Source organism: Microbacterium sp. NPDC091382, from assembly GCF_044757025.1.
In the GTDB taxonomy this organism is placed as follows: Bacteria; Actinomycetota; Actinomycetes; order Actinomycetales; family Microbacteriaceae; genus Microbacterium.
On the sequence record NZ_JBIVUD010000001.1, the window covers coordinates 473879 to 500120 of the forward strand.

Consider the following 26242-nt stretch of genomic DNA (forward strand, 5'->3'; position numbering starts at 1 on the left):
GGCGGTCAGCCCGCCCGCGTCACGACGTAGACGTCGTCGTCGTTTCGCGTGACGGCGGCGGTCGCGTCGTCCCCCTTGTAGAAGACCGGCCACGGCCCGCCGGAGGAGCAGAGATCGACCCGGTCGCGGGGCAACTCCGCTGAATCGACGCCGTCCGAGGTGACGGTGACGAATGCCTGCGCGTCGTCGCGCTCGGAGAGATCGGGGAGGGTCGCGCTCGCGACGCCCAGGCGCTCGGCGACGTCATCGACGCTCTCGTAGGGGCAGACGATCGTGAACCGTTTCGCATCGTCGGGGGCGAGGTCGGCGACCGGGATCGTCGAGGCGCCGTCGACCGTGGTCACGAGGCGTTCCTCGACGTCACCGGCGGTCGGCGAGCAGGCGGTCGTGATCCCGGCGGCGAGGAGAACGAGGGGCAGGGCGGCCAGTGTGCGCTTCATACGTCCTGTCTACGCACGCGTCTCAGGCCGGTCGTCGGCCCGGAGAGGCATCCGCGTCAGCCGGAAGGATGACGTCGGTCAGGCGGCCTCGAGCATCCGCTTCGCCCGGCCGAGCGACGTTGACAGGGAGGAGCGGATCGAGTCGGCGATCATCGGCTCGGCGAGACGCATGATGCCGGTCGGTTCCGCGTCGATGCGGACGGCGACGACGGTCGCTCCGTTCGCGTCGGCGAACTGCAGGTCGGACGAGGTCGCCATGATGCCGCTCGTGCTGGTGACGGCCATCCGCGCGCCGGGGTCGTACGCCGTGACGCGCCAGTCGAAGTCGACCTCGCGGCCCATCGCCCGCATCCGCGTGTGCAGCGTCGAGCCGACACCGACGGGCGGCGGCGACGTGACTTCCTCGGAGATGACGGACTCGTCCCAGCGAGCGCGTCCCTGGGTGAAGAAGTCGAAGACCTCGGCCACCGGGCGGTCGATGGTGACGGACTCGGTGACCGTGAACATGTCCTCACCCTAGGCGGGCGGTGGTGCGCGGGCTCCGGCTTCCACCGATCTGCGCCGAAATCAAGCGGTTGAGCAGAATCGTGGTGAGTCGGATTCTGGGATTCCCACGAACTGAGGAGTGCGACATGGGTCTGGACGACAAGATCAAGAACGCTGCGCAGGACATCGCCGGCAAGGCGAAGGAAGCCCTGGGCGAGCACCGCGGTGACGAGGACCTCCGCCGCGAGGGCGAAGCCGACCAGCGCGAAGCGAGCCTCAAGAAGGCCGGCGAGAACGTCAAGGACGCGTTCAAGTAAGCCAGCCGGAGAACGCGCGAGGGGCCCCGCCGGTCAGCCGTTGGGGCCCCTCGTTCGCGTGGCGACGTCAGGCATCCCTCTCGTAGATGATCTCGAGGCCGTCCTCGTCATCCCACTGCTCGCCGTCGGCGACGAACCCGTAGGCCGTGACGAGGGCGATGGACGGAGCGTTGTCAGGGCTGATGGTCGCCCGGACGAGCTTCACGTCCGGGTGCCGCTGGGCCTCGGAGATGAGGATTTCGAGAGCGCCCCGGGCGTAGCCGCGACGACGCCAGTCGGGATCGACGCGGTACCCGACTTCGACCATGCCCCTCTCGTCCGGCGCGCCGTGGAACCCGGCGACGCCGACGGGCTCGGTGACGTACGGGTCGACGATGAGCCGCGTCACCCACGGGTGGTCTGCCGGCGTTGCGAGGATCTGTTGGTTGCGTACACGCCACAGGCCGGCGCAGGCGGGTCCGGCCAGGTACGGGGAGCCGATCGCGTCGGTCTCGCCGCGCGCCAGCGCCTGCAGGACCTCGCTCGGGATGAGGTCGAGTCGGATGCCGGCGGTCGCCGGGTCCGGGTGCGCCCAGCTCGGTTCGCTGATCGTCATGCCGCCGTCCTCGCCGCGCGCCGGCGTTGCGAGGCATCGGGTGCAGACGAGTCGTCATGCCAGCGGAACATCCGGACGAGCGAAGACAGGCCCGGAGTCCGCAGGGCGAGCAGATAGACCGCGTAGCCGACGACGCCGCCCACCGTGTTCCACATCAGATCGTTGACGTCGGCGATGTGACCGCCCGCGAAGAACGCTTGCGCCGCGAGCTGCGCGAGCTCGATCCCGAGGCTGACCGACACGGCGGTCAGGAGAACCTTCACCCATGACGGGCGACGCATGAGGAGGGGGATCAGGACTCCCAGCGGCACGAAGACCGCGATGTTCATGAGCGCGTCGTCGACCTCGTAGTCGTAGAACGGCACCAGCGCGAGCTTCGGGGTCCACGGCTCACCGCTGTCGACGGGAGTCAGGTAGATCGGGAAGATCGTGTTCGCGAAGATCCCGGCGGCATAGACGGCGACGATGACGGCCGTCACGGCGCGAGCCCACGTGAGCTTCTTGCGGCGCGCCAGCAGGGCGATCAACAGGACGAACAGTGCGACGCCGAGCGGGATCGCCACGGGCAGGACGGGGACCTCGCCGAAAGGGTTTGTGGACACTCCGGGACCCTATCCGAGGCGAGCGGTTCGAGCTGACCGCCGTGCGCGATACGCCGATGCGAGGGATGCCGCGCGACACGCCGCGCACCGGCATCCCTCACCGGCGCGTCACCCCTGGGCTATTGCATCCGTCACCGGCGGGGCCGGAAGGTCAACTCGACAGGCTGGCTTCGCGGTCCACCCGCCATGAACCCGGCGGCCGCTCCCTTGTACGGTGGTCGGGTGTCGCCCCACATCAGGTTCGCAACGACGGCGGACGCGACCTCGGTCGAGCGGATCGAGAACGATGCGGACCGTCTGCTCATCGACCGATTCCACCCCGAAGCATGGCCGCCGGCTCCCTCGGGTGCGGAGCACATCGCCGACCCGGGATTCGTCCTCGTCGCCGAGATCGACGAGGACATCGCGGGCTTCGTGCACGTCCTGGAGATCGACGGCGCCTGCCATCTCGAGCAGCTGTCGGTCGATCCGTCGTTCGCGCGGCGAGGCCTGGGTCGGGCCCTGACGGATGCCGCGACGCATCACGCTGCTGAACGCGGACACTCCCGAATCACTCTCCGGACGTTCGCGGACGTGCCGTGGAACGCGCCGTTCTACGCGACGGCGGGCTTCGTCGAGGAGGAGCCTGCGACCGCCTTCCATCGCTCACTCATCGAGGTCGAGGCACGCCTCGGACTCGACCGGTACGGGCGCCGCGTGCAGATGGGGGCGGCGCTTGGATCCGGCGCCCGGCACGGCGAGACCGGGATCTAGTCGGCGTCGACTCTGGCGTCCAGGTCGCGGAGGTATGCGGCGTTGCCGCGAATCGCCGGTTTGTAGCGTTCGAGCTCGGCGGAGTCGACGTGGTTGGCGATCACGTCGAGGAGGGAACCGAGCGCGGCGTGGACCTGCCCCGCCGCGTGCAGGGTGATCGCCTCGAAGACGGCGAGGGATGCGGCATCCGGAAACTCCACCCGGGCGGCACCGAACACTTCGATCGACTCGTCGAAGCGACCGAGGTTGCGCAGTGTGCTGCCGTACTGCAGCAGGCATCGGCGTCGGACGTCTCCTTCGAGGCCGGCGGCGAGCGCTCGCTCGTAGAGCTCGGCGGCCGCCTCTTCCTGACCGGCCGTGTCGTGCGCGCCGGCGTACTCGTAGAGCACCCGGGCGTCCGTCGGATGCGCGTCGAAGATGACTTTCAGGGCCGCCAGCGTCGGCGCCATGTCGTCGCGGTCGCGTTCGGCCAGCAGCCGGTCGAGCTCGGCGTAGACGGCGTCAGTCATGGTCCGATCGTGTCACTGCTTTCGGCGTACGCCGATGCAATGGATCCGAGGCGACACGCGGGTGACGGATGCCGGGCCTCGGCGTGTCGCGCCCGATCTATTGCATCCGCGGACAGAGGCACGCCGCCCGCGCACCGAGCACACCCTCAGCGCCGCGCGCCCGCCTGGAAGCCACGCAGGCGCAGGCTGTTGGTCACCACGAACACCGACGAGAGCGCCATGGCCGCCGCGGCGACGAGCGGATTGAGCAGCGCGGCCATCGCGAGCGGGATCGCGGCGACGTTGTACGCGAACGCCCAGAACAGGTTGCCCTTGATGATGCCGAGGGTCCGCCGCGCGAGGCGCACCGCGTCGGCGACGACGATCGGATCGCCCGAGACGACGGTGATGTCGGATGCCGCGATCGCCGCATCCGTTCCGCCGCCCATCGCGATCCCGAGATCGGCAGCCGCGAGCGCTGCCGCGTCGTTGACGCCGTCGCCCACCATCGCCACGATCCGGCCCTCGCCCTGCAGCCGGCGGATCGTGTCGAGTTTGCCCGCCGGGGTGACCCCTGCTTCGACGCGGGAGATGCCGACCGCGGCGGCGACGCGCGCCGCAGACGACGCCGTGTCGCCGGTGAGCAGGATGGGCTCGAGCCCGAGCTCGCGGAACCGGGCGATCGCGGCGGCGCTCGTGTCCTTCACCGTGTCGGCGACGACGATCGCACCGAGGTACGCACCGTCGCGAGCCACGGCCACGACCGTCCCCTCGGGCAGGTCGGCGGGCACCGCAACGGCCCACTGCTCCGCGAGCCATGATGGCCGGCCGGCGACGATCGCCGCGCCGTCGACGACACCCTGCACACCGAAGCCGGCGTGCGACTGGAACGACTCGACGCGTCCCGGAGCCGCTGCCGCGACGATCGCGCGGGCGACGGGGTGCTCCGACCCGGACTCGACGGCCGCCGCGACCGCGAGAAGCTCCTCGCGGGACACGCCCGCAGGCAGCACGTCGGTCACGCTCATGCGTCCCGTCGTCACGGTGCCGGTCTTGTCGAGCACGATCGTGTCGACGGTGCGGGTCTGCTCGAGCACCTGAGGCCCACGGATCAGGATGCCGAGCTGCGATCCGCGTCCGGTTCCCACCAGCAGAGCGGTCGGGGTCGCGAGTCCGAGCGCGCACGGGCAGGCGATGATGAGCGTCGCGACCGCGGCGGTGAAGGCGAGCTCCCACGGCGCACCGGCGATGGTCCACCCGACGAGGGCGGCGAGCGCGAGCACGATCACCACGGGCACGAAGACGGCCGAGACGCGGTCGGCGAGGCGCTGCACCTCGGCCTTGCCGGTCTGCGCCTCCTCCATGAGCCGCCGCATTCGCGCCAGTTCTGTGTCGGCGCCGACGCGGGTGATCTGCACCTCGAGGCGTCCGCCGACATTGATCGTCGCGCCGACGACGCGGGAACCCTCGGCGACCTCGACGGGCATCGACTCACCCGTGAGCATGCTCGCGTCGACGCTGCTCATCCCTGCCGTGACGAGACCGTCCGAGGGGATCTTCTCGCCCGGACGGACGACGACGATGTCGCCGACGACCAGCTGCGAGACCGGCACGCGCGTCTCGACACCGTTCTGCAGCCTCGCGGCATCCGTCGCCCCGAGTTCGAGCAGCGCGCGCAGCGCCTCGGACGACGCGCGCTTCGCGCGGGCCTCGATGTAGCGACCCGCGAGGATGAAAACCGTCACGAGTGCGGCGACCTCGAGGTAGATCTCATGCCCGCCCCCCCGCGGCGCACCCACCAGCGTGAAGGTCATCGTCATGCCGGGCATTCCGGCGCCACCGAAGAAGAGGGCGTACAGCGACCAGCCGAACGACGCGATGACGCCGAGACTGATGAGGGTGTCCATCGTCGCCGCGCCGTGACGGAGGTTGACGGCGGCCGCCCGATGGAACGGCCACGCGCCCCAGACCGCGACGGGAGCCGCGAGCGTCAGAGCGAGCCACTGCCAGTTCTCGAACTGCAGCGCCGGGATCATCGACATCAGCGCGACCGGCAGCGACAGGGCGGCGCTGATCAGCAGCCGCTGGCGGAGCGGCTTCGTCTCGTCATCCGCCTGGGTCGGTTCAGGCTCGGGTGCCGGCACCGTCGCGCCGTAGCCGGCGGCCTCGACGGTCGCGATCAGCTGCGTCGTCTCGACACCGTCCGCGCGAACGCGCGCCTTCTCGGTGGCGTAGTTGACGGATGCCTCGACCCCGGGGAGCTTGTTGAGCTTCCGCTCGATCCGGGTGGCGCACGAGGCGCAGGTCATCCCCGAGATGTCGAGCTCGACGTCGGTGCTCACGCGGACACCCGGGTGTATCCGGCCTCCTCGATGGCGGCGGTCAGGGCGTCGTCGTCGAGGCGGGTCGCGCTGTGCACGGTGACGTGCGAGGTGCCGCCGGCGACGAGGTCGACGGATACGGCCTCGACGCCGTCGATCTCGGCGAGCTCCTCGCGCACGCTCGCGACGCAGTGCGCGCAGGTCATGCCGGTGACGAGCAGTTCTTCGGTCACGGCGGATGCCGGTGCCTGGGATGCCGGTGCGGCAGGCGTCGCGGATGCGGAGACGTCGGTCAGTCCGAGCTGTCTGCGGTCGGTCATGTCATTTCCTCCAGGTGTCAGGAGCGGACGAGACGCGCGATCGCGTCGTTCGCCTCGCGGATCTTGTCGGCGGCGACCTGCCCGCCTTCGGCGCTCGCCTCGGCGACGCAGTGGCTGAGGTGGTCGGACAACAGGGACAGCGCGACGGTCTCGAGCGCCTTCGTCGCGGCGGAGACCTGCGTGAGGATGTCGATGCAGTACTTGTCCTCGTCGACCATGCGCGCGATGCCCCGCACCTGGCCTTCGACGCGGCGCAGCCGCTTCTGCAGGTCGTCCTTGTTCGCGTCGTACCCGTTCATGGCGGATACGGTACCCCCCTAGGGTATACGCGTCAAGCGGTCAGGCCTCCTCGACCTCGTCGGACACCAGGGTCAGATGCTCCCGTGCCGAGGCCTCGGCGTCAGCACCCCGGCCGTCGTGAATCGCCTGGGCCGTCGCGAGGTGGGCTTCGAGGGTGCCGACCCGCGGCATCCCGGGCGTGAGCCCTCGCACCGATCGGCCGCGCAGGATCTCGGCGATGGGCTCGCTCAGCTGCAGGAAGAGCGGGTTGCCCGACGTGCGCAGCAGGAGTCGGTGATACGCGATGTCGGCCTCGAGGTACTCGTCCGAGTCGCCGAGCCCCTGGCTGCCGAGGTCGCTCAGCATCGTGGCCCACCGCAGCAGCTCATCGCGCTCGGTCGCCGACGCGCGCTCGGCCGCGAGCCGCGCCGCAACGGGCTCGACGGCGACGCGGAGCTCGGTGAGCTCGATGATCACGTCGCGTCGGTTCGGACCGTCGAGCGACCACTCGATGATGTCGGCGTTCAGGGCGTCCCACTCCGCCCGCGGTCGGACGACGAGCCCGACCCGGCGACGCGACGTCAACAGCCCGTGCGCCTCGAGTACGCGCACCGCCTCGCGCACGACGGTCCGCGACGCGGTGAACGACTCCTCGAGACCGGCGAGGGTCAGCCCCGTTCCGGGCGGCAGCTCACCGCCGACGATCCTCCGGCCGAGGGTCTCGACGATGTGAGCGTGGGATGCGGTGGTGGCAGGCGTGGGCATCGGTGTCCTTCGTAGCGATGCTCACGCTACCGCTAAAAGTACGATCATTCGCTTGCGAAAAGTAGTACTTATGTGACACCGTGGGCTCGCTGCCGGGAAAGGCCCCGGCACCGGGACGATTCACTGGAGAACACACCCATGGACGAGTGGACGCAAACACTCGGAGCAGGGCCCCTGCTTCTGATCGCGGCCGGAGCGGTCGCCCTGATCCTGCTGCTCATCATCAAGGTCCGCCTGCACGCGTTCATCGTGCTCGTGCTGGTCTCGTTGCTGACGGCACTGGCCACCGGCATCCCCGTCGGCAGCATCGGCAAGGTGCTGATCGACAGCTTCAGTTCGACCGTGGGCACGGTCGCGCTCCTCGTCGGCTTCGGAGCGATGCTCGGCGCCCTCATCGAGAGCTCGGGCGGTGCCCGCGTGCTGGCCGAGAAGATGGTCTCCGTCTTCGGTGAGAAGCGCGCTGCCATCGCCCTGAGCGTGGCGTCGCTCCTCATGGGCTTCCCGATGTTCTTCGACGCCGGGCTCGTCGTCATGCTGCCGATCATCTTCGCCGTCGCCCGCCGCATCGGCGGCAAGCACATGCTGCTCTACGGCATCTCCGCCGCCGCCGCGTTCTCGGTCATGCACGTCTTCGTCCCGCCGCACCCCGGCCCCATCACGGCGAGCGAGACCTACGGCGCGAACCTCGGGCTCGTGCTGCTCATCGGTCTCGTCGTGGCGATCCCCACGTGGTACCTCAGCGGTTATCTCTGGGCGCGCTTCATCGACCGCCGCATCCCGCTCGCCATCCCCCGCCTGTTCGGCGAGGACGTCGAACCCACGAACCCGCCCAAGGCCGGCACCGTCATCGGCGTCATCGCCATCCCGCTCGTCCTGATCCTGCTGAACACCGGTTCCGCCGCGCTCGTCTCGTCGGGTGCCGTCGACGGCACCGCCGTCTGGGTGCAGGCGCTCGGTCTCATCGGAACGAGCCAGGTCGCCCTGCTGATCGCCGTCCTCGTCGCCCTGTTCGTCCTCGGCACCCGCCGCGGCGTCGGAGGCAGCGCCCTCGACAAGATCGTCGAGTCCGCCCTCGGACCGATCTGCTCGGTCGTCCTCATCACCGGCGCCGGCGGCATGTTCGGTGGCGTGCTGCGCGCCTCGGGCATCGGCGACGCCCTGTCGGACTCGCTCGCCTCGATCGGCGTTCCTGTCATCTTCGCCGCCTACATCATCGCCGTGCTCCTGCGCGTGGCGCAGGGGTCGGCGACCGTCGCCCTCGTCACGGCGGCAGGGCTCGTGGCACCCGCGGTCGTGTCGGGCGGCTTCAACCCGCTGCAGGTCGCCTGTATCGTCCTCGCCACCGCGGCGGGCTCCGTCTTCGCGGGCCACGTGAACGACTCGGGCTTCTGGCTCGTCGGCCGCCTCATGGGCATGGACGTCAAGACCACGCTCAAGACCTGGACGGTGCAGCAGGCCATCGAGTCGCTCGTCGGCTTCCTCATCGTGCTCGGCATCTTCGGTCTGGTGTCCCTTGTCTGACGTCTTCGACCTGACCGGCCGCCTGGCCCTCGTGACGGGATCGTCGCGGGGGCTCGGGCAGAGCCTCGCCGTGGGCCTCGCCGAGGCCGGAGCCCGGGTGATCGTGCACGGCCGCGACGCCGAGGCGGCGGAGCGGAGCGCCGACGCGATCGCGGAGCGCACCGGCATCCGTCCCGAGACGACCCTGTTCGACGTGACGGATGCCGCGGCTGTCGAGGCCGCGATCGGCGAGCTCATCGAGCGGGTCGGGACCCCCGACATCCTCGTCAACAACGCGGGCATCCAGCGGCGGGCACCCTTCGCGGAGTTCCCCGTCGCGGATTGGGACGCGGTGATCTCGAGCAACCTGTCGAGCGCCTTCTACGTGTCGCGCTTCGTCGCGCCCGGCATGATCGCGCGCGGCTCCGGCAAGATCATCAACATCGCCTCGGTCCAGTCACTGCTCGGGAGGCAGACCATCGCACCGTACGCGGCGAGCAAGGGCGGCATCGCCCAGCTCAGCCGCGGAATGGCCGCGGATCTGGCGCGCCACGGCATCCAGGTCAACACGCTGTCGCCGGGGTACTTCGCCACCGAGATGAACGCGGCGCTCGTCGCCGACGCGGATTTCTCGGACTGGGTCGCCCAGCGCACCCCGGCCGGTCGCTGGGGCGACGTCGCGGAATTGCGCGGACCGCTCGTGTTCCTCGCCTCGGCGGCCAGCGATTTCGTGAACGGCCAGAACCTGTTCGTCGACGGCGGCATGACCGCGGTCGTCTGACCCGAGGAGAGAGACACATGGACGCCGTCGTCATCAACGGAAAGCTCGACCTCACCGTGGCGGAGCATCCGGTCCCCGAGCCCGACGCCGGGCAGGTCCGGATCCGCGTCGGATACGTCGGGATCTGCGGATCCGACCTGCACTACTACGGCGAGGGCGCGAACGGCGCGTTCGTCGTCACCGAGCCCCTCGTTCCCGGGCACGAGGTGTCGGGGTGGGTCGACCTCGACCCCGAGGGGCGCTTCACCCCCGGAACCCCGGTGACGGTGCATCCCGCCCGCTTCGGCCCGGAGGGGCCGACTCCCGTCGAGCCGCACCTCCGCCCCGGCGGCAGCTACCTCGGCAGCGCCGCGACCACCCCGCACACGCAGGGTGCGATGAGCGAATACCTGGTGGTGGACGCCGGCATGATCCGGACGCTGCCCGCGGAGCTGCCCGTGCGGCGCGCCGCCCTCGCCGAGCCCCTGGCCGTCGCCCTGCACGGCGCGAGTCGGGCGGGGTCGCTCGCCGGGGCGCGCGTGCTCGTCTGCGGCGCAGGTCCCATCGGGCTGCTCGCCGTCGTCGCCGCGCAGGAGGCGGGAGCTGCGAGCGTCGAGATCACCGACCTGCTGCCCGAGCCGCTGGACCGGGCCCGCGCGCTCGCCGCCGACGGCGTCTGGCGGGTGAGCGAGGACGAGATCCCCTCCGACGCCTACGACGTCGTGCTCGAGTGCTCCGGCGCAGCGCCCGCCGTGTCGTCGGCGATCGCTGCCGTCCGCCGCCGCGGCACCGTCGTGCAGATCGGGATGCTGCCGAACCAGCCGGTCGGCGTGAACATCGCCCCGCTGATCTCCAAGGAGGCGACCCTCACCGGCGCCTTCCGGTTCCTCGACGAGATCGACCATGCGATCGAGGTCCTGAACCGTCGCCCCGAGATCGAGTCCGTCATCACTCACGAGTTCGCGCCGGCCGACGCGATCGAGGCGTTCGAGACGGCGCGGCGCCCCGCCGACAGCAGCAAGGTCGTCGTCGCGATGAACTCTGCGAAGGTGGCCTCGTGAGCACCGCACCCCGCATCGTCGTCATGGGACCGAGCGGGTCGGGCAAGACCGCCGTCGGAGCCGCCCTCGCCGTGGATCTCGGCGTGGACTTCGTCGACGCCGACGATCTGCACCCGGCGGCGAACGTGGCGAAGATGGAGGCCGGCCACCCCCTCGACGACCACGATCGCGCCCCCTGGCTCGACATCGTCGGACAGACCCTCGCCGACGCACCCGGCCTGGTCGTCGCGTGCTCCGCGCTGGCGCGCCGCTACCGCGACCGGATCCGAGCCGCGGCCCCCGACGTCCGCTTCGTCGAGCTGGTCGTCTCACCCGAGGAGCTGGATCGTCGGATGCGGTCGCGGCAGCACTTCATGCCGCCGGCGCTCCTCGCCTCGCAGCTCGCGACCCTCGAACACCTCGGCGAGGACGAGCCGGGCGTCGCGGTCGAGAACGTCGGCCGCATCCTCGACGTCGCCCGCCGCTCGCGCATCGCGCTCGACGAGCCCGCGGGCTGAGGCTGACGCGCGAGCGGAGCGCAACCCCTCGCCCGGATCGCCCGGCCGCCCGCAGACTGCTCGCCGTGACCACCACCGTTCTCGTCGCCGGAGCGACCGGCGACCTCGGCAGCCGTATCTCCCGCGAGCTCCTCTCGCACGACGTCCAGCTTCGGGTGCTGACCCGTCCCGAGAGCTCGACCGCGGCCGACCACTTCAGCGACGACCCGCGGGTCGAGGTCGTGACCGCCGCGTACGCGGACCATGACGCGCTCGTGGCCGCGGCATCCGGTGCCGACGTCGTCGTCTCGGCGGTCAGCGGGACGCGACCGGTCATCGTCGATGCGCAGCGCGCGCTCCTCGCCGCCGCCGTCGCGGCCGGCGTGCCCCGCTTCATCCCGTCGGACTACTCGGCCGACTACCGGCGCCTGACCCCGGGAACCAACCGCAACCTCGAGCTGCGCCGCGAGTTCGCCGCGGACCTCGATGCCGCGCCGATCCAGGCGACGTCCGTGCTCAATGGAATGTTCACCGAGCTGCTCGCGGGCCAGGCGCCCATGATCCTCCGCGATCGCAAGCGCGTGCTCTACTGGTCGTCAGCGGATCAGGTGCTCGACGTCACGACGAAGGACGACACCGCGCGCACCGTTGCGCTGGTCGCCATGGATGCCGATGCCCCGCGGGTCGTCGAGGTCGCCGGCGACCGGGTGACCGCCCGTCAGGTGGCTGCGCTTGCGACCGAGCTCAGCGGCGAGACCTTCAAACTGCAGTGGGCGGGTACGACGGGGACACTCTCGGCCATGGCCGCGGTGGGGCGCCGTCTGTCTCGCGACCCCGAAGAGACCTTTCCCGCCTGGCAGGGGATGCAGTACTTCGTGAGCATGTTCAGCGGCGAGGGGGAGCTGCGCCACGTCGACAACGACCGCTACGGGCGTCAGACCTGGACGACGGCCCGCGACATCCTGCAGCCCTGGCTGGCCGGCTCGCAAGCCTGACCCGCAGCCCGCATACAATCGCGGAACACGGTCGTCCGCGCCGTCGCCACTCGAGGAGCACCGCCATCGACCATCAGCCCGCTCCGACTCGCCGCGCCTCGGCGTGGTCGACGCTCGGCCGCCTGGTGCACATCTCGCGCCCGGTCCTCTGGATCAACACGATCGGCACCGGCGTGCTCGGCATGTGGCTCACAGGACAGCTACTGGATGCCGCGGCGATCCCGCTCCTGCTGTGGCTGACGCTGCCGTTCAACCTGCTGATCTACGGCGTGAACGACATCTTCGACCAGGAGACCGACGCCCTCAACTCCCGCAAGGGCACGATCGAGGGCGCCCGGATCGAGCCGCGCGAGGTGCGACTCATCGTGTGGGCTGTCGCGGTCACGAACGTGCCGTTCCTCGTCTGGTTCGTCATCGCGTACCCGCCTGCGGCCGCCCTGCTGATCCTCCTCTACACCCTCGTGTTCGTCTTCTACTCGGCACCGCCGCTGCGGTTCAAGCAGCGTCCGTTCCTCGACTCGCTCAGCAACGCCGCCTACGGCCTGCCCCTGCTGATCCTCCCGGTCGCCCTCGGCGAGCCGCCGCTCTGGCCCGCCGTGGTCGGCCTTCTCGCCTGGAGTGTCGCGAAGCACGCCTACGACGCCGTGCAGGACATCGACGAGGATCGCGAGGCCGGCATCCGCACGACCGCCGTCCTGCTCGGCCCCCGCGGGACCGCGGTGTGGAGCGGATGCTGGTGGCTGGCCTCCACCGTCCTGTTCGCGCTCGTGAGCATCCCCGTCGCAGCGGTCAACCTCGCGATCGCGGGCGTCCTCGTCGGGTGGATGATGGCGCGCCCGACCCCCGCGACCGGACGCCGGCTCTACCCGGTCTCGATCGCCTTCCCCTATGTGGCCGGTTCGGTCGCGAGCGGACTACAGCTCGCCAAGATGTTCTTCGAGGTGTACGGATGAGCCGCATCGTCGTCGTCGGCGCAGGACTCGGCGGGCTGGCGGCATCCGCTCTGCTGGCCCGTGCCGGACACGACGTGACCCTGCTCGAACGGGCGGAGACGGTCGGCGGCAAGAGCCGGCGGCTCGAGGTCGACGGCGAGCGCATCGACTCCGGCCCTTCGCTCGTGACCTTCCCCGGTGTGTGGGAGGAGCTGTGCGCCCGCCTCGGCGCGGACCCCGGCGCGCTCGAACTGGAGCGGCTGCCCGAGGTCGGCCGGTACTACTACGACGGCGAGGAGGTCACCCTCCCCGTACCACCCGAGCACCGCTGGTACCCGGCGTGGAAGCGCTTCAGCGACGAGCACGCCCCGCTCGCCGACGACGTGACCGCGCTGCTCATCGCCGATCCGCTCGACCGGCACTCGCTCCCCGCACTGCGCCGTCTGCTCGCCGTCTACGGACCGCGGCTGAGCACGCGGGCCTACCTCGACAGCCTCACGTGGATGCCCGACGGCCTCCGCGAGATCATCGCGATCCACACGCTCAACGCCGGCGTTCCGCCCCAGCGGACGCCCGCGCTCTACGCGAGCATGCCGGCCGTGATGGCGGCATCCGGTGTCTGGGTTCCGCGCGGCGGCGTGTACGAGATTCCGCTCGCGCTGGAGCGTATGGCGGATGCCGCGGGGGTCGACATCCGCACGGGTGAGACTGTGACCCGCATCGAGCGCGGACGGGTGACGACGGCGGGCGGGTCGTTCGAGGCCGACATCGTCGTGAGCGCGCTCGACGCGGACCGGGTCGACGGTCTCCTCGGCAGGCGGCGGCGTACCCCGAGAGCCCTGTCGTGCTCGGCGGTCGCGATCTACGGCGCGCTGCGCGAGCCCCTGCCCGATCGGATCGCGGCGCACAGCGTCATCCTCCCGACCAAGCCCGATGCGCTGCATCGGAGTCTCGCCGCCGGCGACGAGCCCGCCGACACGATGGCGTTCGTGAATCTGTACCGCGCCGGTCAGGTCTACCCCAACGACCGCAGTACGCTCGCCGTCTTGCTGACCGCACCCGCCGATGGGGCGGGCTACAGCCTCGAGCACCCGTTCGTGCGGCGCGAGGTCGAGCGGATCTCGCGGACGATGGGCCTCGACGGGCTCCTGACCGATGCGATGACGGATGCCGCGGTCCTCGATCCGGCCTACTTCGGCACCTTCGGCGAGCGCCACGGCGCGCTGTACGGCGCCGCGCGTCCGCTGTGGATGAGCGGGCCGTTCCACCGGCCGGCGCACCACGATCTGCGGACCCCGTGGTTGTGGCGCGTGGGTGCTTCGGTGCACCCCGGCGGCGGCATCCCGGCCGTGCTCGGCGGAGCGATGATGGTGACCGAGAAACTGCTCAGGAGGCATCCCGCGTGACCCTGCTCGAGGACTTCCTCTCCGGCGAGACCGACCGCGTGCTCCACGCGACGTGGCAGGTCCTCGGCAGTCGCGACCCGGACCTCGTGGATCCGCTCGTGCCGCATGCCGCCCGCATCAGGAAGGCGACGGAGAAGCTCGATCTCGGCGGCTTGATCCGGCCCAATTCGGCGAACGTCGAGTTCGCGATCATGAAGCTCGAGCACCGCGGGCGGGGCCTGTGCTGGTGCGCGGACTACCCCGGCCCTCTCCACTGGGATCCGGCGCTCGAAGAGAAGGCGGGGAACGTCCGGATCCTGTCGACGAGCGAACCCGGTTGGTCGATGACCTACGAGTGCGAGTGCACGATCTGCGGGCGCATCTACGACGTCGAGCAGGGCGACCACCACGTCATGTGGTGGAGCTGGCGTCCGCGCGGAGTCAAGCGCGGGAAGTCCTGAAGCCGCTAGGCCGTGCGGCGCACGTACTCCTCGATCGCGACGCCCGAGGCGAACTCCTGGACCCGCGTGCGCGTGAAGGGGTACTCCGCCGGGGCGGCCTCGCCGAACAAGCGGATGCCGGAACCCAGGGCCACGGGATGCCGCTTCAGCACGAGCCGGTCGATCTCGGACAGCAACGCCCCGGCGAGCTCCCCTCCACCGCACAGCCAGATGTCCGCGCCGTCCTCGCTCTTGAGGGACCGGACGGTGGCCACCGGATCGTTCGTCAGGGTGACCGATGAGTCGACCTCGCGCTTCCGGCGGCTGGCGACAACCTGCCGGAGGTGCGGGTACGGGCTCGTGATCCCGGCATCCAGTGCGGGAATCAGGGTGTTCCATCCCATGACCACCGTGTCGAACGTCGTGTTCGTGGACTGGATGCCGACCGCTCGCTGCACGTGCCCGGGCAGCGCATCGGCGTACTCGCCGAAGATGACGGCGTTGTGGTCGCCCTCGGTGAGGAAGGCGTCGTATCCGCCGTTCGCGTCGGCGATGCAGCCGTCGATGCTCACGGCGACGTAGTAGACGAGATCTCTCATGGGGTCTCCTTCATTGGTGTCAGCCCGTCAGAGCCACAACAGGATAGCGATGGCCAGGACGAGGCCGAGCATGAGCGAGACCGTCCATGCGGTGGCGGCCGCGAGGGTCCACGCTTCGCGTTCCTGCAGGATGCGCCGGCGCGGATCGTCCGGCGACAGCGTCCTCGCCGCGCGATGCGTGAAGAACACGACAGGTGCGGCGAGGACGGCGACCAGGACGAGGCTGAGGAGCTGGATCAAGAGACCGCTCTCGCGTCGGCCGATCGCGAGAGCCTCCCATGCCGTGGCCACCGTGCTCGCCGTCTCGCGCGGCCCGCACAGGGCCACGAGTGCGACGGCACCCACCGTGATGATGAGCGCGCGCAGGGCTCGCTCGCCTCGCGACGCTGCCGCGTTCCCGGGAGCGTCGCCGGTCGCATTCGAGAAGCCCCGTCGTGCGCCGCGAAGAGAGAGGGGCCAGAGGACGACTCCGACGAGCGCGGCGATGATCCATGCGAAGACCTGCTCGGGCGGCATCCGCACCCCGAGATTCTCGGCGAGCAGGATGCCGCCGATCCATGCGCCGATGCCGACCGGAACGCCGACGCCCACCGCCATGACCACGATCACGACCTGTACCGCCCGCGACGGGGCGCGAGACATGGGCAGGCGCGGTTCGCTCACTGTGCGTCCCGGCGCCAGATCAGCGAGTAGCGCCACAGGGCATGCTGACGCCACCGGACGCCCGGCAGGACGTCCCGCGCGACGCGACGCACCTGCCGATACGACTCCGCAGGCACGGTAGTGCGGGCGGTGTGCTCCCAGAGTCCTCGCTTCGAGACCATCCATCGGTGCTGGATGACGCCCACGACCGACAGCAGGTGATCCCACGGGGTCGTCGGGCGAGCAAGGCCGACGATCACCAGCGCGCCACCGGGTGCGGTGAGCTCGGCAAGTCGGCCCATCGCTGCTCGGAGGTCCGGCAGGTGGTGGACGGTGGCGACGGCGGCGACGACGTCGAAGGTTCGACCGAATTCATGCGTCATGACGTCACCTTCGATCCAACGGATGCCAGGGTGATCGGCGGCGGCGCGAGCCAGAACCCCGCCGTCGACGTCGATTCCCACGACGTCGGGCAGCGCGCGCCGCAGTTCTGCGGAAAGCATCCCATCCCCGGCACCGACGTCGAGGGCCGACCGCGCCTGAGGCGGGATGGCGCCGATGACCACCCTGTGCAGGTGGATGTTGTGGTTCCAGCGCGGCCCCTCACCCGATCCCATCGATCCATCATGGCGCGACGGAGTGCGCGGTACCCGCCATCGAGCGAATCTGTTCGAGGTCGAGTGTCAGCCGAGGGCGATCGGCTCGGGCTGACGCTCGGCGTCGGCGGACTCCTGCAGCGCCGACTTCTGGCGCAGCGGCGGAGTGCGGAAGAACAGGGTCAGCACGAAGGCGATCAGGGCGACGCCCATGGCCGCCCAGTACACGCTCACCGTCGACTGGTTGAACGACACCAGGAGCGGCTTCGTCAGGCGCGGGTCGGCGCCGTTGAGGAACGACGTGTCGTTCATCGTGCTGTCGTCGAACGACGAGTTCGACGACCCCGACATCCCGTCGACGATCTTCGGGACCGCCTGGTCGACGAAGGCGCGGCGGGCAGCGGCATCCGTGAAGTCCAGGGTGACCGTACCGTCGGCCGCCACCTTCGCGACGGGCAGCTGCTCGGCGATCCTCACCCCCGCCTGCGCGATGGCCTGCTGCTCGGCTTCGGCGGTGGCCTGCTGCTGCGCGGCGGCGGGGATCGCACCGGATGCCACCTGCTGGGCGACAGCGTCGGCAGCCGCGGCCTTCGCCTCGTCGACGCCCTTCTGCGCACCGTCGAGGGCGCTGTCGGAGAGCTGGGCGACGAACGGGTCGTAGACCTTCGACATGATGCCGGCGTTCGCGGGCGCGGTCGCAACCGTCGGATCGAGGGCCGCGTCCAGCGCGTCGCCGAGCGTTCCCTGGTCCTTGAAGTTGGTCTGCAGATTGAGCGGTACGAGCGTGAACAGCAGCGACAGGAGCACCGCCGTGCCGAGCGTTCCGCCGATCTGACGGAAGAACGTCGAGCCCGAGGTGGCGACGCCGATGTCCCGCGGGCCGACGGAGTTCTGCGACGCGATCGTGAGGGTCTGCATGAGCTGACCGAGGCCGAGCCCGATGAGCAGCATCGACCCGGCGAGGTGCCAGTACGAGGAGTCGTACCGGACGAAGGTCAGCGTGAGGAAGCCCAGCACCATGAGGGCGGTGCCGATGGTCGGGAAGATCCGGTAGTGGCCGGTGCGCGCGATGATCTGGCCGCTGACGATCGACGAGATCATGAGTCCCAGGATCATCGGCAGCAGCTGGATGCCGCTCTCGGTGGGGGTCGAGCCGAGCACGAGCTGCAGGTAGAGCGGCAGCGTGAGCATTGCGCCGAACATCGCGAAACCGACGAACACGCCGATGATCGTCGCCATCGAGAACGTCGACGACCGGAACAGCTTCAGCGGGATGAGCGCGTCGTCCTTCATGCCGCGCTCGATCAGGATGAAGGCGACGATGCCGATCGCGCCGATGACGTAGCAGGCGATGGCGATGGGTGAGGTCCAGCCCCACTCGCGACCCTGCTCGGCGATGAGCAGCAGCGGAACGAGCGCGACGATGACCGCCGCCGCACCGAACCAGTCGATGCGCACCGAACCGTGGGGGTGACGCGGGATGTGCAGGAACCGCAGGACGACCGCGAGGGCGATGAGGCCGATCGGCACGTTGATCAAGAAGACCCAGCGCCACCCGGCGATGAAGAGGATCTCACCCGAGCCGGCGAACAGGCCGCCGACGAGCGGGCCGATCACCGACGAGATGCCGAAGACGGCGAGGAAGTATCCCTGGTACTTCGCACGCTCTCGGGGGGCGAGGATGTCGCCCATGATCGCCAGCGGCATCGACATGAGACCACCGGCGCCGAGACCCTGAATGGCTCGGAATGCCGAGAGCTCGATCATCGAGGTCGCGAAGCTGGCAGCGACCGAGCCGACGATGAAGATCGCGATGGCGATGATGAACAGGGGCCGCCGCCCGAAGATGTCGGAGAGCTTGCCGTAGATGGGCGTCGAGATCGTCGAGACGATCAGGTACGCGGTCGTCACCCACGCCTGCTGGCTGAGGCCGTTGAGGTCGTCGCCGATCGTGCGGATCGCGGTGCCGACGACGGTCTGATCGAGCGCAGACAGGAACATGCCCGCCATGAGCCCGAAGATGACGAACAGGATCTGGCGGTGGGTCATCACCGGGGTGCTTCGGGTGGTCGGGCTCGACACGGCAGCAGTGGTCACGGTTCCTCGAAGGGGTGAAGGCCGATAGGGATGCCGCGCGGCGGGTCTCACGCGACGGGAGAGCCGGCAGTGCCGGCAGAAGAAGTTGTGTTTGGTCAACCATAAGCCTGCCGGCCCGTCGCGTATTCCCTGTCTCTCGCCTTCCGCCCTTCGAGTCCCGGCGTCAGCGCGGCGCTTCACTCATCGCGCCGAGCGAGGCGCGCAGTTCCTCCTTGGCCCGCGCATACCGACTGCGGGCGGTGGACGACGGGATGCCAAGAAGCTCGGCCGCTTCGACGAGGGTGAAGCCGTCCCAGTGCAGCAGCCTGACGAGCTCGGCGCGGCCCGCGTCGAGCCGAGCGATCGCATCCCGCACCTCGGCGCCGTCATCGGCCGCGAGGGATGTCGACTCGGCCCCCGTCAACCGCCGGAGGCGATCGGCGAGCGCCCACCGACGCCGCTCGCCGCGAGCGTGGTTCAGCAGGGTTCCACGGGCGATCCCGAACAGCCACATGCGCGCCCGTTCCGGATCGTTCGGCAGGTCGCGCTCCCGACGCCACGCGACGACCATCGTCTCGGCGAGCAGGTCAGGCGCGTCGTTGAACCCGACGCGCCGCTGAAGGTAGGCCAGGAGAGAGGGGGATGCCGCGGCCAGCGCCGCGTCGAGTGCGCGAGTCACTTCCACTGCTCGCCGTCGCAGTGCACCTGTCCCTCGCCGGTACTGATGCTCGCGTTGTCGAATCCCCGATCTTGGAGTCCGGCGGACATCGCATCCCCGAGCGCCTGATCGACGGCGACCCCGTAGTAGAGGTCGGCCGCACGCGGGTCCGGCGAGTTCGACTGCTCCTCTTCGAAGGCGTCGAGGTGCCCGGCGATGTACGGCTCCACCTCCGCGGCGACGTCTGCGGTCGCGAACCAGTCGTCGATGGCCCGATCGAGCTCGAACTGGCGGAGCGGGTTCGCGGCGACGATGTTGCCCACCCTCAGCTCGCACTCGCCCCAGGTCGGAGAGGTGTACGTGTGGCTGCGGTTCGGGTTCATCCCGGCGTTCCAGTCCCACGATGAGGACGCAGCCGCGAAACTCGCTCCACCGGCGAGAGCGAGCGCGAGAGCGCCGGCGACGATGCCGACACGTCGATGTCGACGCGGACGCGACTCGGTACGAGCCGCCGAGATCATCGCCCGGAGGTCGCTCGCGTCAGCCGCTCGCGTCGCGGGCGCGGAGCGCTTGAGGATCGAATCGAGTGGATCAGGGGTCATGATGCCTCCGGGAGTGATCTGGTTCTACTCCCTACCTGTCCGGCATCCTCCCGTTCGTCCACTCCCTCGTCGAGGTTCGTGCTCGGTCGTCACCCTCACCGTGAAGAAACGCGACAGTCGCTCAGTCCATCCCCACGGCCATGTCGGTGAAGCGCGAGAAGTGGCCCTGGAACGCGACGACGACCGTGTCGGTCGGGCCGTTACGGTGCTTGGCGACGATCAGGTCGGCCTCGCCGGCACGAGGGCTGTCCTTCTCGTAGGCGGCCTCGCGGTGCAGGAGGATGACGATGTCGGCATCCTGCTCGATCGAGCCCGACTCACGCAGGTCGCTGATCGCGGGCTTCTTGTCGGCGCGCTGCTCGGCGCCACGGTTCAGCTGCGACAGGGCGATGACGGGAACCTGCAGCTCCTTCGCCAGCAGCTTCAGCGCACGCGAGAACTCCGAGACCTCCTGCTGACGCGACTCGACGCGCTTACCGCTCGTCATGAGCTGCAGGTAGTCGATGACGACCATCTCGAGCCCGACGCGCTGCTTGAGCTTGCGGCACTTCGCACGGATCTCGACGAGCGTCATATTCGGGCTGTCGTCGATGTACAGCGGGGCGTCGTTGATCCGGCCGCGGGTCGACGCGATCGTCGTCCAGTCGCGGCTGTCGAGCATGCCCTTGCGCATGCTCTGCAGCGGAACAGCACCCTCCGCGCTCATGAGGCGCATCGCGATCTCACTGCGCCCCATTTCGAGCGAGAAGAAGACGGTCGGGCGGTTGTTCTTGATCGCGGCCGCGCGGGCGAAGTCGAGTGCGAGAGTCGACTTACCCATGGCGGGACGAGCGGCGACGACGACCATCTGTCCGCCGTGCAAACCGTTGGTGAGCTGGTCCAGGGCGGCGAAGCCGGTGGGGATGCCGGTCATCTGTCCGTCGCGCCCGCGGGCGGCTTCGATCTCCTCCACGGCGGCGTCGACGGCGACCTGAAGGGGGACGTAATCCTCGGACTGCTCCTGCCCCGTGACCGAGTAGATCTCGGCCTGCGCATTGTTGACGAGGTCGAGGGCCTCGCCCTGGCCGTTGTACCCCATCTGCACGATGCGGGTGCCGGCTTCGACGAGGCGGCGGAGCAGAGCCCGCTCCCGCACGATCGAGGCGTAGTAGGCCGCGTTCGCCGCGGTAGGGACGATAGAGGTGAGGGAGTGCAGGTAGTCGGCACCGCCGGCGCGCTGAAGATCGCCGGTCTTGATCAGCTCATCCGTCACAGCGACGACATCGGTCGGCTCACCGTGGGAGTACAGCGAGAGGACAGCCTCGAAGATCAGCTCATGCTTGGGGACGTAGAAGTCGGTCCCCCGGAGGGCCTCGATGACATCGGCGACCGCGTCGCCCGAGAGCAGCATGCCGCCCAGGGTGCTCTGCTCGGCGAGCATGTCGTGCGGCGGGGTGCGTTCGGGTCCGCGGGATCCGCCGATTCGGTCGTCCGACAGATCCGCGATCGACATACACGCCCCTCTTCCGGGCCCGCTGGAAGGCCCTCGCACACGTTATGGAGGGGGTCGGACACACGCAAACCGGCCTGTGGATAACTATGTGGAGAATCTGCGTGAAACGCCGCACACCCTGTGCAGAGAGGCTGTGGACAACGCGTGGAATCTCGGGGATGTGCGCTCTTGAATAACGCTATGATCTGGTATTTGCTTTCCCACAGCCTGTGGATGACCAACCGACTTCAAGTGAGGGTTGAAGGTTCAGGGTTATCCCCACACACGTGGAAAATCTGCGATTTGTCAAATGAGAAAGTCTCACCGTTCCGGCCGACCGACAACGAGCAGATGACCTCTTGTCAGATTCATAGGAATGCCGTACCGTTTTCGGTCCAGGCACCCCGCGAATGCGGCCGTAACGGCGCGTGTTCCGATGATTCCATCGTGGAGGTGACCTATGCACACGACGCACCGCGCGTCCATCCGGCTGGGTCGCCTCGTGGCGGTCGGATTCGGATTCGCATTGCTGTGGACCGCTGCGGCCATCGTTCTCGACACGTCTGACGCTCGCGCCGACGACGGGTCGGACGGCGGGCTGCTCGGCGGGGTGACCAGGATCGTGGAGGATGCCGCGGCGCCGGTCGCAGACGCGGTCGTGGCGCCCGTGAGCGAGAAACTCCTGGCGCCCGTCACCGACAAGGTCGTCAAGCCCGTCGCCGACACGGTCGTCAAGCCCGTCGCCGACACGGTCGTCAAGCCCGTCACCGACAAGGTCGTCAAGCCCGTCACCGACACGGTCGTCAAGCCCGTCACCGACAAGGTCGTCAAGCCCGTCACCGACAAGGTGATCAAGCCCGTCACCGACCGGGTCGTCGCCACCGTCAAGCCCGTCACCGGCGCTGTCGTCGCACCGGTCGTCGACGCCGTGCGTCCTGTGGTCGACCCCGTCGTCGACGTCGTCGACCCGGTCATCGACACCGTCCTCCCGCCCATCGTCGACACCGGGACGCCGGGAACGGATGCAGGCGGGTCTCAGGCCGCTCCGGCCGCCCCTCCGGTTATCGAGGTCCCGGCCGCCGTGGGCACCGGGTCCCCCGCGCCGATCATCGAGATCGCGGGATCGGACGACGCCCCCGCCGCCGTCTCCCCTGCTGCGGCCTTGCAGCCCACGGGGGCATCGACCATCGCCACTCGTGAGGCGTTCCTCGCCGCTGTGTCGGTCGGCACTGTCGTCGACGTGTCGGTCATCGCCGTGAAAGGCGCGGCATCCGTCGCCCCCGACGACGTTCCCGCGCCTGCCGCGCCCTCGACGGGCACCGGCGCGTTGGTCTCTGCATCTTCTGGAGGAGCCGCAGGTCTGTTCGCCGTGCTCCCGCTCGGACTCCCCCTCGTGCACCGTGCCTGGGCACGACGGGGCCGTCCGCGCGATCAGCACGGGCTGCCTGCGCCCTTCTTCGACACCGACGTCTCTCCTGACTGACGGGGATCGCGCCGCGCATCCGCGGCACGCCACCGCACGTCCCACGTGACGGCGCGCTCGCGCCATCCCCAGTCATGTTCAAGGAGAGAGAAATGAACACCATGTTGTCGCGTGCCCTCCTGGGTACGCTCGTCGCCGGAGGCATCACGCTCTTCGGCGCGGCGGCCGCGCAGGCCGCAGAGTCCACGACGTCCGGAGAGGACGGGTTGCTCTCGGGCACCCAGGCGCTCCTGAACGTCGACGTCCCCGTCACCGTCGGTGACACGGCGGTGTCGCTCATCGGCGACTCGTCGAGCACCTCGAGCGACGCGAACTCGTCGCCCGCACCGCGTGAGACCGCATCCGGGTCCACCGACGGGTCGAGCGGGGCTGCATCCGGGTCACAGGCGATCATCGACGTGTCCGTCCCCGTCACGGTGCAGGATGTGGCGGTCTCCGTCGTCGGCGACAGCTCGACCAAGAGTGAGGATGCCGCACCCGCCGCAGCCGCTGAGCCGGCTGCCCCCGCAGAGGAGCCGGCAGCGACTCCGTCAGCCTCGACGGACGGCTCGGACGGCCTCGCCTCGGGCACCCAAGTCGTCGCCCCCGTGACGGCCCCGGTCACCGTGACGGACACCGCCGTCTCGGTCATCGGCGACAGCTCGACGGAGAGCACGGATGCCGCGGCCCCGGCCGCACCGGCATCCTCCGCTCCGTCGGCATCCACCGGTGGCACGGACGGCATCGTGTCCGGCACGCAGGTCGTCGCTCCCACCACCGTCCCGGTGACCGTCGGCGGCCTCGCCGTCTCCGTCATCGGCGACAGCTCCACCGAGAGCACAGGGGGATCGGCGACGCCGGTCTCGGGAGACACCTCCTCGGCGCCCACCACAGGCGGCGCAGACGGCGTCGCGTCCGGCACGCAGGTCGTCGCTCCGATCACGGTCCCGGTGACCGTCGGCGACACGGCCGTTTCCGTCATCGGCGACAGTTCGACGGAGACGACGGGCACCGCGGCTCCGGGCGCGCCGGCGACGGCCACAACCGAAGGGCCGTCCACCGACGGCACCGACGGCGTCGCGTCCGGCACGCAGGTCGTCGCTCCGATCACCGTCCCGGTGACCGTCGGCGACACGGCCGTCTCCGTCATCGGCGACAGCTCGAGCGTCGGTAGTGGAGCGGGAACAGCGCCCAGCTCCGGCACGATCGGCACGCCCACCACGTCGGGGGAGAACGGGATCGGCGGAGGCACGCAGGTCGTGCTGCCCATCGGCATCCCGATCACCGTCGGTGACACCGCCGTATCGGTCATCGGCGACAGCACGGTGACCGACCCGGGAACGGGTCCCGGCACGGACCCGGTCGACCCGACGGACCCGACGGACCCGGTCGAGCCCGTTGACCCGACCGACCCCGTGGACCCGACGGACCCCGTGGACCCGACGAACCCGGTCGACCCGACCGAACCGTCGGACCCGGGCACGGTCCCCGGCGACACCCCGGGTCTGGGCACCGATGACCAGATCCCCGCGGCTCCCGGCGCAGCGATGGCCCCGCAGGCCACCGCGTCCGAGATGCCCCGGGCCCTGGCTCAGGCCGGCGGTGTGCCGGTGACGTGGCTCCCGTTGGCCGCTGCGGCGCTGATCCTCGCAGGGGCTGTGCTCGCCCTCCGTCGTCGCACCGCCTGAGGCAGCCCGAATGGGGCGGATGCCGCGGCTCGATCACCGGCATCCGCCCCAGAGGCGTGCGCGAATGCGATAGTCCGCGCGCGACACCCCGCCGTCGAGGCTCGACAAACGGCGTGTCGACCCCGGACTATTGCATCGGCGAATGCCCCACAGCGAGAACGCACCCCGAAACGCCGGATGCCGCGGTCCCGACCTCGAAGGGAAGGGACCGCGGCATCCGAACCGCGCGCCAGGATTACTTGGCGGCGACCACCTGCAGGGTGATCACGGCGGTGAGGTCGTCACGCAGGCGAACGGTCGCCTCGTGCTCGCCCACGGCCTTGATCGGCGAGGTGATGTGGATCTTGCGCTTGTCGAGGTCACCGAGACCGGCGGCCTTGACGGCGTCGGCCACGTCGGCCGGCTTGACCGAACCGAACAGACGGCCTTCGGCGCCGGCCGTGACGGTCAGCTTGACCGTGTTCGACTCGAGCGTGTTCTTGAGCGCCACAGCCTCTTCGTGGTCGTGGATCGCGCGGGACTCGCGAGCGGCGCGGATCGACGCCACCTGCTTCTCGCCACCGCGGGTCCAGGCCACAGCGAAGCCCTGGGGGATGAGGTAGTTGCGGGCGTACCCGTTCTTGACCTCGATGACGTCGCCGGCGCTACCGAGCCCGGCGACCTCGTTCGTGAGAATCAGCTTTGCCATGTCGGTACTCCTTACCGGCCAGCGCCGGCGTAGGGCAGGAGAGCCATTTCACGGGCGTTCTTGATCGCCTTGGCGATCAGACGCTGCTCCTGCACCGAGACTCCGGTGATACGACGGGCGCGGATCTTCCCACGCTCCGAGATGAACTTGCGAAGCGTCGCGACGTCCTTGTAGTCGATGACGCCGACGCGGATCGCCTTCGCGGGAGCGGCGTTCTTCGCGCCCTTCCGCGGCTTGCGGCGGTCGCCGGTTGCCTTTCCAGCCATGTGTCTTCCTTAAGAGAGATGGATGCCGCGGCCCGCGGCATCCGGAATTCGAATCAGAACGGGGTGTCGTCGCCGTAGCTCGTCCCGGGCGCGCTCCAGGCGTCAGGGGCCGAAGACCCGGGCGTGGCCCAGGGCTCGTCCTGCTGCACCTGCGGACGCGACTGCTGCTGACCGCCGCCGAAGCTGCCGCCGCCACCGCCACCGCCGTTGGAGGCGGCCCGGGTGACCTGGGCAGTGGCGTAGCGGAGCGAGGGGCCGATCTCGTCGACCTCCAGCTCGATCGCCGTGCGGTTGTTGCCTTCGCGGTCCTGGTAGGAGCGCTGCTTCAGGCGGCCGGTCGCGACGACCCGCATGCCCTTGGTGAGCGAGCCTGCGACGTGCTCAGCGAACTCGCGCCAGACCGACGCGCGCATGAACAGCGCTTCGCCGTCCTTCCACTCGTTGGCTTGACGGTCGAAGCTGCGCGGCGTCGATGCGATCGTGAAGTTCGCGACGGGCAGGCCGTTCTGCGTGTAGCGCAGCTCGGGGTCCGCCGTGAGGTTCCCCACGACCGTGATGATGGTCTCGCCGGCCATGAGC

General features: G+C 69.8%; 30 protein-coding genes and 1 pseudogene. 12 read left to right on the forward strand and 19 right to left on the reverse strand.

Going from position 1 to position 26242, the window contains the following annotated elements; genetic code table 11:
- Positions 1 to 5 precede the first annotated feature (5 nt).
- On the reverse strand, positions 6 to 440 hold the full coding sequence (locus ACIQLK_RS02320) for a hypothetical protein (protein ID WP_400362624.1): 435 nt from the start codon (positions 438 to 440) through the stop codon (positions 6 to 8).
- Between the two features lie 78 nt (positions 441 to 518).
- Positions 519 to 947 (reverse strand): SRPBCC family protein, encoded by a 429-nt coding sequence (locus ACIQLK_RS02325; RefSeq protein ID WP_400362626.1) that lies wholly within the window; start codon positions 945 to 947, stop codon positions 519 to 521.
- A gap of 125 nt (positions 948 to 1072) precedes the next feature.
- On the opposite strand from ACIQLK_RS02325, the gene ACIQLK_RS02330 reads away from it, so the two are divergent.
- A complete protein-coding gene (locus ACIQLK_RS02330; protein ID WP_400362628.1) occupies positions 1073 to 1243 on the forward strand; it encodes a CsbD family protein in 171 nt (56 codons plus the stop codon).
- A 67-nt stretch (positions 1244 to 1310) separates the two neighbouring features.
- On the opposite strand, the gene ACIQLK_RS02335 is transcribed toward ACIQLK_RS02330, so the two are convergent.
- Both ACIQLK_RS02335 and ACIQLK_RS02340 read right to left on the reverse strand, forming a co-directional pair.
- Positions 1311 to 1838 carry a GNAT family N-acetyltransferase gene (locus ACIQLK_RS02335; RefSeq protein ID WP_400362630.1) on the reverse strand — a complete coding sequence of 176 codons (528 nt, stop codon included), beginning with the start codon at positions 1836 to 1838 and terminating at the stop codon, positions 1311 to 1313.
- On the reverse strand, positions 1835 to 2440 hold the full coding sequence (locus tag ACIQLK_RS02340; protein WP_400362632.1) for a VanZ family protein: 606 nt from the start codon (positions 2438 to 2440) through the stop codon (positions 1835 to 1837). The genes ACIQLK_RS02335 and ACIQLK_RS02340 overlap by 4 nt, the downstream gene beginning before the upstream one ends.
- 222 nt (positions 2441 to 2662) lie before the next feature.
- On the opposite strand from ACIQLK_RS02340, the gene ACIQLK_RS02345 reads away from it, so the two are divergent.
- On the forward strand, positions 2663 to 3193 hold the full coding sequence (locus tag ACIQLK_RS02345; protein WP_400362634.1) for a GNAT family N-acetyltransferase: 531 nt from the start codon (positions 2663 to 2665) through the stop codon (positions 3191 to 3193).
- Here ACIQLK_RS02345 and ACIQLK_RS02350 read toward each other — a convergent pair.
- The 5 genes from ACIQLK_RS02350 to ACIQLK_RS02370 form a co-directional block, all read right to left on the reverse strand.
- Positions 3190 to 3702 (reverse strand): tetratricopeptide repeat protein, encoded by a 513-nt coding sequence (locus ACIQLK_RS02350; protein ID WP_400362636.1) that lies wholly within the window; start codon positions 3700 to 3702, stop codon positions 3190 to 3192. The genes ACIQLK_RS02345 and ACIQLK_RS02350 overlap by 4 nt on opposite strands.
- A 146-nt stretch (positions 3703 to 3848) precedes the next feature.
- The gene (locus tag ACIQLK_RS02355) at positions 3849 to 5990 is read right to left on the reverse strand and encodes a heavy metal translocating P-type ATPase (RefSeq protein ID WP_400363847.1); all 2142 of its coding nucleotides are present in this window, start codon (positions 5988 to 5990) and stop codon (positions 3849 to 3851) included.
- A 29-nt stretch (positions 5991 to 6019) separates the two neighbouring features.
- A complete protein-coding gene (locus tag ACIQLK_RS02360; protein WP_400362638.1) occupies positions 6020 to 6322 on the reverse strand; it encodes a heavy-metal-associated domain-containing protein in 303 nt (100 codons plus the stop codon).
- A 17-nt stretch (positions 6323 to 6339) separates the two neighbouring features.
- Positions 6340 to 6621 carry a metal-sensitive transcriptional regulator gene (locus ACIQLK_RS02365; RefSeq protein WP_018187744.1) on the reverse strand — a complete coding sequence of 94 codons (282 nt, stop codon included), beginning with the start codon at positions 6619 to 6621 and terminating at the stop codon, positions 6340 to 6342.
- 40 nt (positions 6622 to 6661) lie between these two features.
- Positions 6662 to 7366 (reverse strand): FadR/GntR family transcriptional regulator, encoded by a 705-nt coding sequence (locus ACIQLK_RS02370; protein ID WP_400362641.1) that lies wholly within the window; start codon positions 7364 to 7366, stop codon positions 6662 to 6664.
- Between the two features lie 138 nt (positions 7367 to 7504).
- On the opposite strand from ACIQLK_RS02370, the gene ACIQLK_RS02375 reads away from it, so the two are divergent.
- From ACIQLK_RS02375 to ACIQLK_RS02410, 8 genes and pseudogenes are all read left to right on the forward strand, one after another.
- Positions 7505 to 8887, forward strand: coding sequence for a GntP family permease (locus ACIQLK_RS02375; RefSeq protein ID WP_400362643.1), 1383 nt, complete (start codon positions 7505 to 7507; stop codon positions 8885 to 8887).
- Positions 8880 to 9647, forward strand: coding sequence for an SDR family oxidoreductase (locus ACIQLK_RS02380; protein WP_400362645.1), 768 nt, complete (start codon positions 8880 to 8882; stop codon positions 9645 to 9647). The genes ACIQLK_RS02375 and ACIQLK_RS02380 overlap by 8 nt, the downstream gene beginning before the upstream one ends.
- A gap of 17 nt (positions 9648 to 9664) precedes the next feature.
- The gene (locus ACIQLK_RS02385; RefSeq protein WP_400362647.1) at positions 9665 to 10687 is read left to right on the forward strand and encodes an L-idonate 5-dehydrogenase; all 1023 of its coding nucleotides are present in this window, start codon (positions 9665 to 9667) and stop codon (positions 10685 to 10687) included.
- Positions 10684 to 11184 carry a gluconokinase gene (locus ACIQLK_RS02390; RefSeq protein WP_400362649.1) on the forward strand — a complete coding sequence of 167 codons (501 nt, stop codon included), beginning with the start codon at positions 10684 to 10686 and terminating at the stop codon, positions 11182 to 11184. The genes ACIQLK_RS02385 and ACIQLK_RS02390 overlap by 4 nt, the downstream gene beginning before the upstream one ends.
- 65 nt (positions 11185 to 11249) lie before the next feature.
- On the forward strand, positions 11250 to 12158 hold the full coding sequence (locus tag ACIQLK_RS02395; RefSeq protein ID WP_400362651.1) for an NmrA family NAD(P)-binding protein: 909 nt from the start codon (positions 11250 to 11252) through the stop codon (positions 12156 to 12158).
- Between the two features lie 65 nt (positions 12159 to 12223).
- Positions 12224 to 13072, forward strand: a pseudogene (locus ACIQLK_RS02400) (UbiA family prenyltransferase); the annotation flags it as partial.
- Positions 12979 to 14496, forward strand: coding sequence for a phytoene desaturase family protein (locus tag ACIQLK_RS02405; protein WP_400362653.1), 1518 nt, complete (start codon positions 12979 to 12981; stop codon positions 14494 to 14496). The pseudogene ACIQLK_RS02400 and the gene ACIQLK_RS02405, both read left to right, overlap by 94 nt.
- A complete protein-coding gene (locus ACIQLK_RS02410; protein WP_400362655.1) occupies positions 14493 to 14936 on the forward strand; it encodes a hypothetical protein in 444 nt (147 codons plus the stop codon). The genes ACIQLK_RS02405 and ACIQLK_RS02410 overlap by 4 nt, the downstream gene beginning before the upstream one ends.
- A gap of 5 nt (positions 14937 to 14941) precedes the next feature.
- Here the strand turns inward: ACIQLK_RS02410 and ACIQLK_RS02415 are convergent, their stop codons facing one another.
- The 7 genes from ACIQLK_RS02415 to dnaB form a co-directional block, all read right to left on the reverse strand.
- Complete coding sequence (locus ACIQLK_RS02415; protein WP_400362656.1) at positions 14942 to 15514, reverse strand: dihydrofolate reductase family protein; 573 nt, start codon at positions 15512 to 15514, stop codon at positions 14942 to 14944.
- 27 nt (positions 15515 to 15541) lie between these two features.
- Positions 15542 to 16213 carry a hypothetical protein gene (locus ACIQLK_RS02420; protein WP_400362658.1) on the reverse strand — a complete coding sequence of 224 codons (672 nt, stop codon included), beginning with the start codon at positions 16211 to 16213 and terminating at the stop codon, positions 15542 to 15544.
- On the reverse strand, positions 16174 to 16773 hold the full coding sequence (locus ACIQLK_RS02425) for a class I SAM-dependent methyltransferase (RefSeq protein WP_400362660.1): 600 nt from the start codon (positions 16771 to 16773) through the stop codon (positions 16174 to 16176). Before ACIQLK_RS02425 ends, ACIQLK_RS02420 begins: the two co-directional genes overlap by 40 nt.
- Positions 16774 to 16839: 66 nt before the next feature.
- Positions 16840 to 18801, reverse strand: a complete 1962-nt coding sequence (locus tag ACIQLK_RS02430) for an MDR family MFS transporter (RefSeq protein WP_400363849.1) — start codon at positions 18799 to 18801, stop codon at positions 16840 to 16842.
- Positions 18802 to 19012: 211 nt separating this feature from the next.
- Positions 19013 to 19507, reverse strand: coding sequence for an RNA polymerase sigma factor (locus ACIQLK_RS02435; RefSeq protein WP_400362662.1), 495 nt, complete (start codon positions 19505 to 19507; stop codon positions 19013 to 19015).
- On the reverse strand, positions 19504 to 20088 hold the full coding sequence (locus tag ACIQLK_RS02440) for a hypothetical protein (RefSeq protein WP_400362664.1): 585 nt from the start codon (positions 20086 to 20088) through the stop codon (positions 19504 to 19506). Before ACIQLK_RS02440 ends, ACIQLK_RS02435 begins: the two co-directional genes overlap by 4 nt.
- 121 nt (positions 20089 to 20209) lie before the next feature.
- Positions 20210 to 21580, reverse strand: a complete 1371-nt coding sequence (gene dnaB, locus ACIQLK_RS02445) for a replicative DNA helicase (RefSeq protein ID WP_400362666.1) — start codon at positions 21578 to 21580, stop codon at positions 20210 to 20212.
- A 439-nt stretch (positions 21581 to 22019) separates the two neighbouring features.
- Between dnaB and ACIQLK_RS02450 the strand changes: the two genes are divergently transcribed.
- Positions 22020 to 23042, forward strand: coding sequence for a hypothetical protein (locus ACIQLK_RS02450; RefSeq protein WP_400362668.1), 1023 nt, complete (start codon positions 22020 to 22022; stop codon positions 23040 to 23042).
- A 92-nt stretch (positions 23043 to 23134) separates the two neighbouring features.
- Positions 23135 to 24709 carry a hypothetical protein gene (locus ACIQLK_RS02455; protein WP_400362670.1) on the forward strand — a complete coding sequence of 525 codons (1575 nt, stop codon included), beginning with the start codon at positions 23135 to 23137 and terminating at the stop codon, positions 24707 to 24709.
- Between the two features lie 235 nt (positions 24710 to 24944).
- Here ACIQLK_RS02455 and rplI read toward each other — a convergent pair whose 3' ends face one another.
- Genes rplI through ACIQLK_RS02470 form a run of 3 tightly spaced genes read right to left on the reverse strand, consistent with a single transcriptional unit; the run spans position 24945 to position 26238 of the window.
- Positions 24945 to 25397, reverse strand: coding sequence for a 50S ribosomal protein L9 (gene rplI, locus ACIQLK_RS02460; RefSeq protein WP_400362672.1), 453 nt, complete (start codon positions 25395 to 25397; stop codon positions 24945 to 24947).
- A gap of 11 nt (positions 25398 to 25408) precedes the next feature.
- Positions 25409 to 25663 carry a 30S ribosomal protein S18 gene (gene rpsR, locus ACIQLK_RS02465; RefSeq protein WP_005054609.1) on the reverse strand — a complete coding sequence of 85 codons (255 nt, stop codon included), beginning with the start codon at positions 25661 to 25663 and terminating at the stop codon, positions 25409 to 25411.
- Between the two features lie 53 nt (positions 25664 to 25716).
- Positions 25717 to 26238, reverse strand: a complete 522-nt coding sequence (locus ACIQLK_RS02470) for a single-stranded DNA-binding protein (RefSeq protein WP_400362674.1) — start codon at positions 26236 to 26238, stop codon at positions 25717 to 25719.
- Between the last annotated feature and the right edge of the window lie 4 nt (positions 26239 to 26242).

What these genes read in the sequence shown, in the direction of transcription:
- ACIQLK_RS02370 (WP_400362641.1), bottom strand. Translation starts at nt 7,366, where the DNA reads ATGCCCACGCCTGCCACCACCGCATCCCACGCTCACATCGTCGAGACC.
- ACIQLK_RS02365 (WP_018187744.1), bottom strand. Translation starts at nt 6,621, where the DNA reads ATGAACGGGTACGACGCGAACAAGGACGACCTGCAGAAGCGGCTGCGC.
- ACIQLK_RS02335 (WP_400362630.1), bottom strand. Translation starts at nt 1,838, where the DNA reads ATGACGATCAGCGAACCGAGCTGGGCGCACCCGGACCCGGCGACCGCC.
- rpsR (WP_005054609.1), bottom strand. Translation starts at nt 25,663, where the DNA reads ATGGCTGGAAAGGCAACCGGCGACCGCCGCAAGCCGCGGAAGGGCGCG.
- ACIQLK_RS02430 (WP_400363849.1), bottom strand. Translation starts at nt 18,801, where the DNA reads ATGACCCACCGCCAGATCCTGTTCGTCATCTTCGGGCTCATGGCGGGC.
- ACIQLK_RS02440 (WP_400362664.1), bottom strand. Translation starts at nt 20,088, where the DNA reads ATGACCCCTGATCCACTCGATTCGATCCTCAAGCGCTCCGCGCCCGCG.
- ACIQLK_RS02360 (WP_400362638.1), bottom strand. Translation starts at nt 6,322, where the DNA reads ATGACCGACCGCAGACAGCTCGGACTGACCGACGTCTCCGCATCCGCG.
- ACIQLK_RS02320 (WP_400362624.1), bottom strand. Translation starts at nt 440, where the DNA reads ATGAAGCGCACACTGGCCGCCCTGCCCCTCGTTCTCCTCGCCGCCGGG.
- dnaB (WP_400362666.1), bottom strand. Translation starts at nt 21,580, where the DNA reads ATGTCGATCGCGGATCTGTCGGACGACCGAATCGGCGGATCCCGCGGA.
- ACIQLK_RS02385 (WP_400362647.1), top strand. Translation starts at nt 9,665, where the DNA reads ATGGACGCCGTCGTCATCAACGGAAAGCTCGACCTCACCGTGGCGGAG.
- ACIQLK_RS02415 (WP_400362656.1), bottom strand. Translation starts at nt 15,514, where the DNA reads ATGAGAGATCTCGTCTACTACGTCGCCGTGAGCATCGACGGCTGCATC.
- ACIQLK_RS02375 (WP_400362643.1), top strand. Translation starts at nt 7,505, where the DNA reads ATGGACGAGTGGACGCAAACACTCGGAGCAGGGCCCCTGCTTCTGATC.
- ACIQLK_RS02470 (WP_400362674.1), bottom strand. Translation starts at nt 26,238, where the DNA reads ATGGCCGGCGAGACCATCATCACGGTCGTGGGGAACCTCACGGCGGAC.
- ACIQLK_RS02325 (WP_400362626.1), bottom strand. Translation starts at nt 947, where the DNA reads ATGTTCACGGTCACCGAGTCCGTCACCATCGACCGCCCGGTGGCCGAG.
- ACIQLK_RS02355 (WP_400363847.1), bottom strand. Translation starts at nt 5,990, where the DNA reads ATGACCTGCGCCTCGTGCGCCACCCGGATCGAGCGGAAGCTCAACAAG.
- rplI (WP_400362672.1), bottom strand. Translation starts at nt 25,397, where the DNA reads ATGGCAAAGCTGATTCTCACGAACGAGGTCGCCGGGCTCGGTAGCGCC.
- ACIQLK_RS02350 (WP_400362636.1), bottom strand. Translation starts at nt 3,702, where the DNA reads ATGACTGACGCCGTCTACGCCGAGCTCGACCGGCTGCTGGCCGAACGC.
- ACIQLK_RS02455 (WP_400362670.1), top strand. Translation starts at nt 23,135, where the DNA reads ATGAACACCATGTTGTCGCGTGCCCTCCTGGGTACGCTCGTCGCCGGA.
- ACIQLK_RS02450 (WP_400362668.1), top strand. Translation starts at nt 22,020, where the DNA reads ATGCACACGACGCACCGCGCGTCCATCCGGCTGGGTCGCCTCGTGGCG.
- ACIQLK_RS02330 (WP_400362628.1), top strand. Translation starts at nt 1,073, where the DNA reads ATGGGTCTGGACGACAAGATCAAGAACGCTGCGCAGGACATCGCCGGC.
- ACIQLK_RS02425 (WP_400362660.1), bottom strand. Translation starts at nt 16,773, where the DNA reads ATGGGATCGGGTGAGGGGCCGCGCTGGAACCACAACATCCACCTGCAC.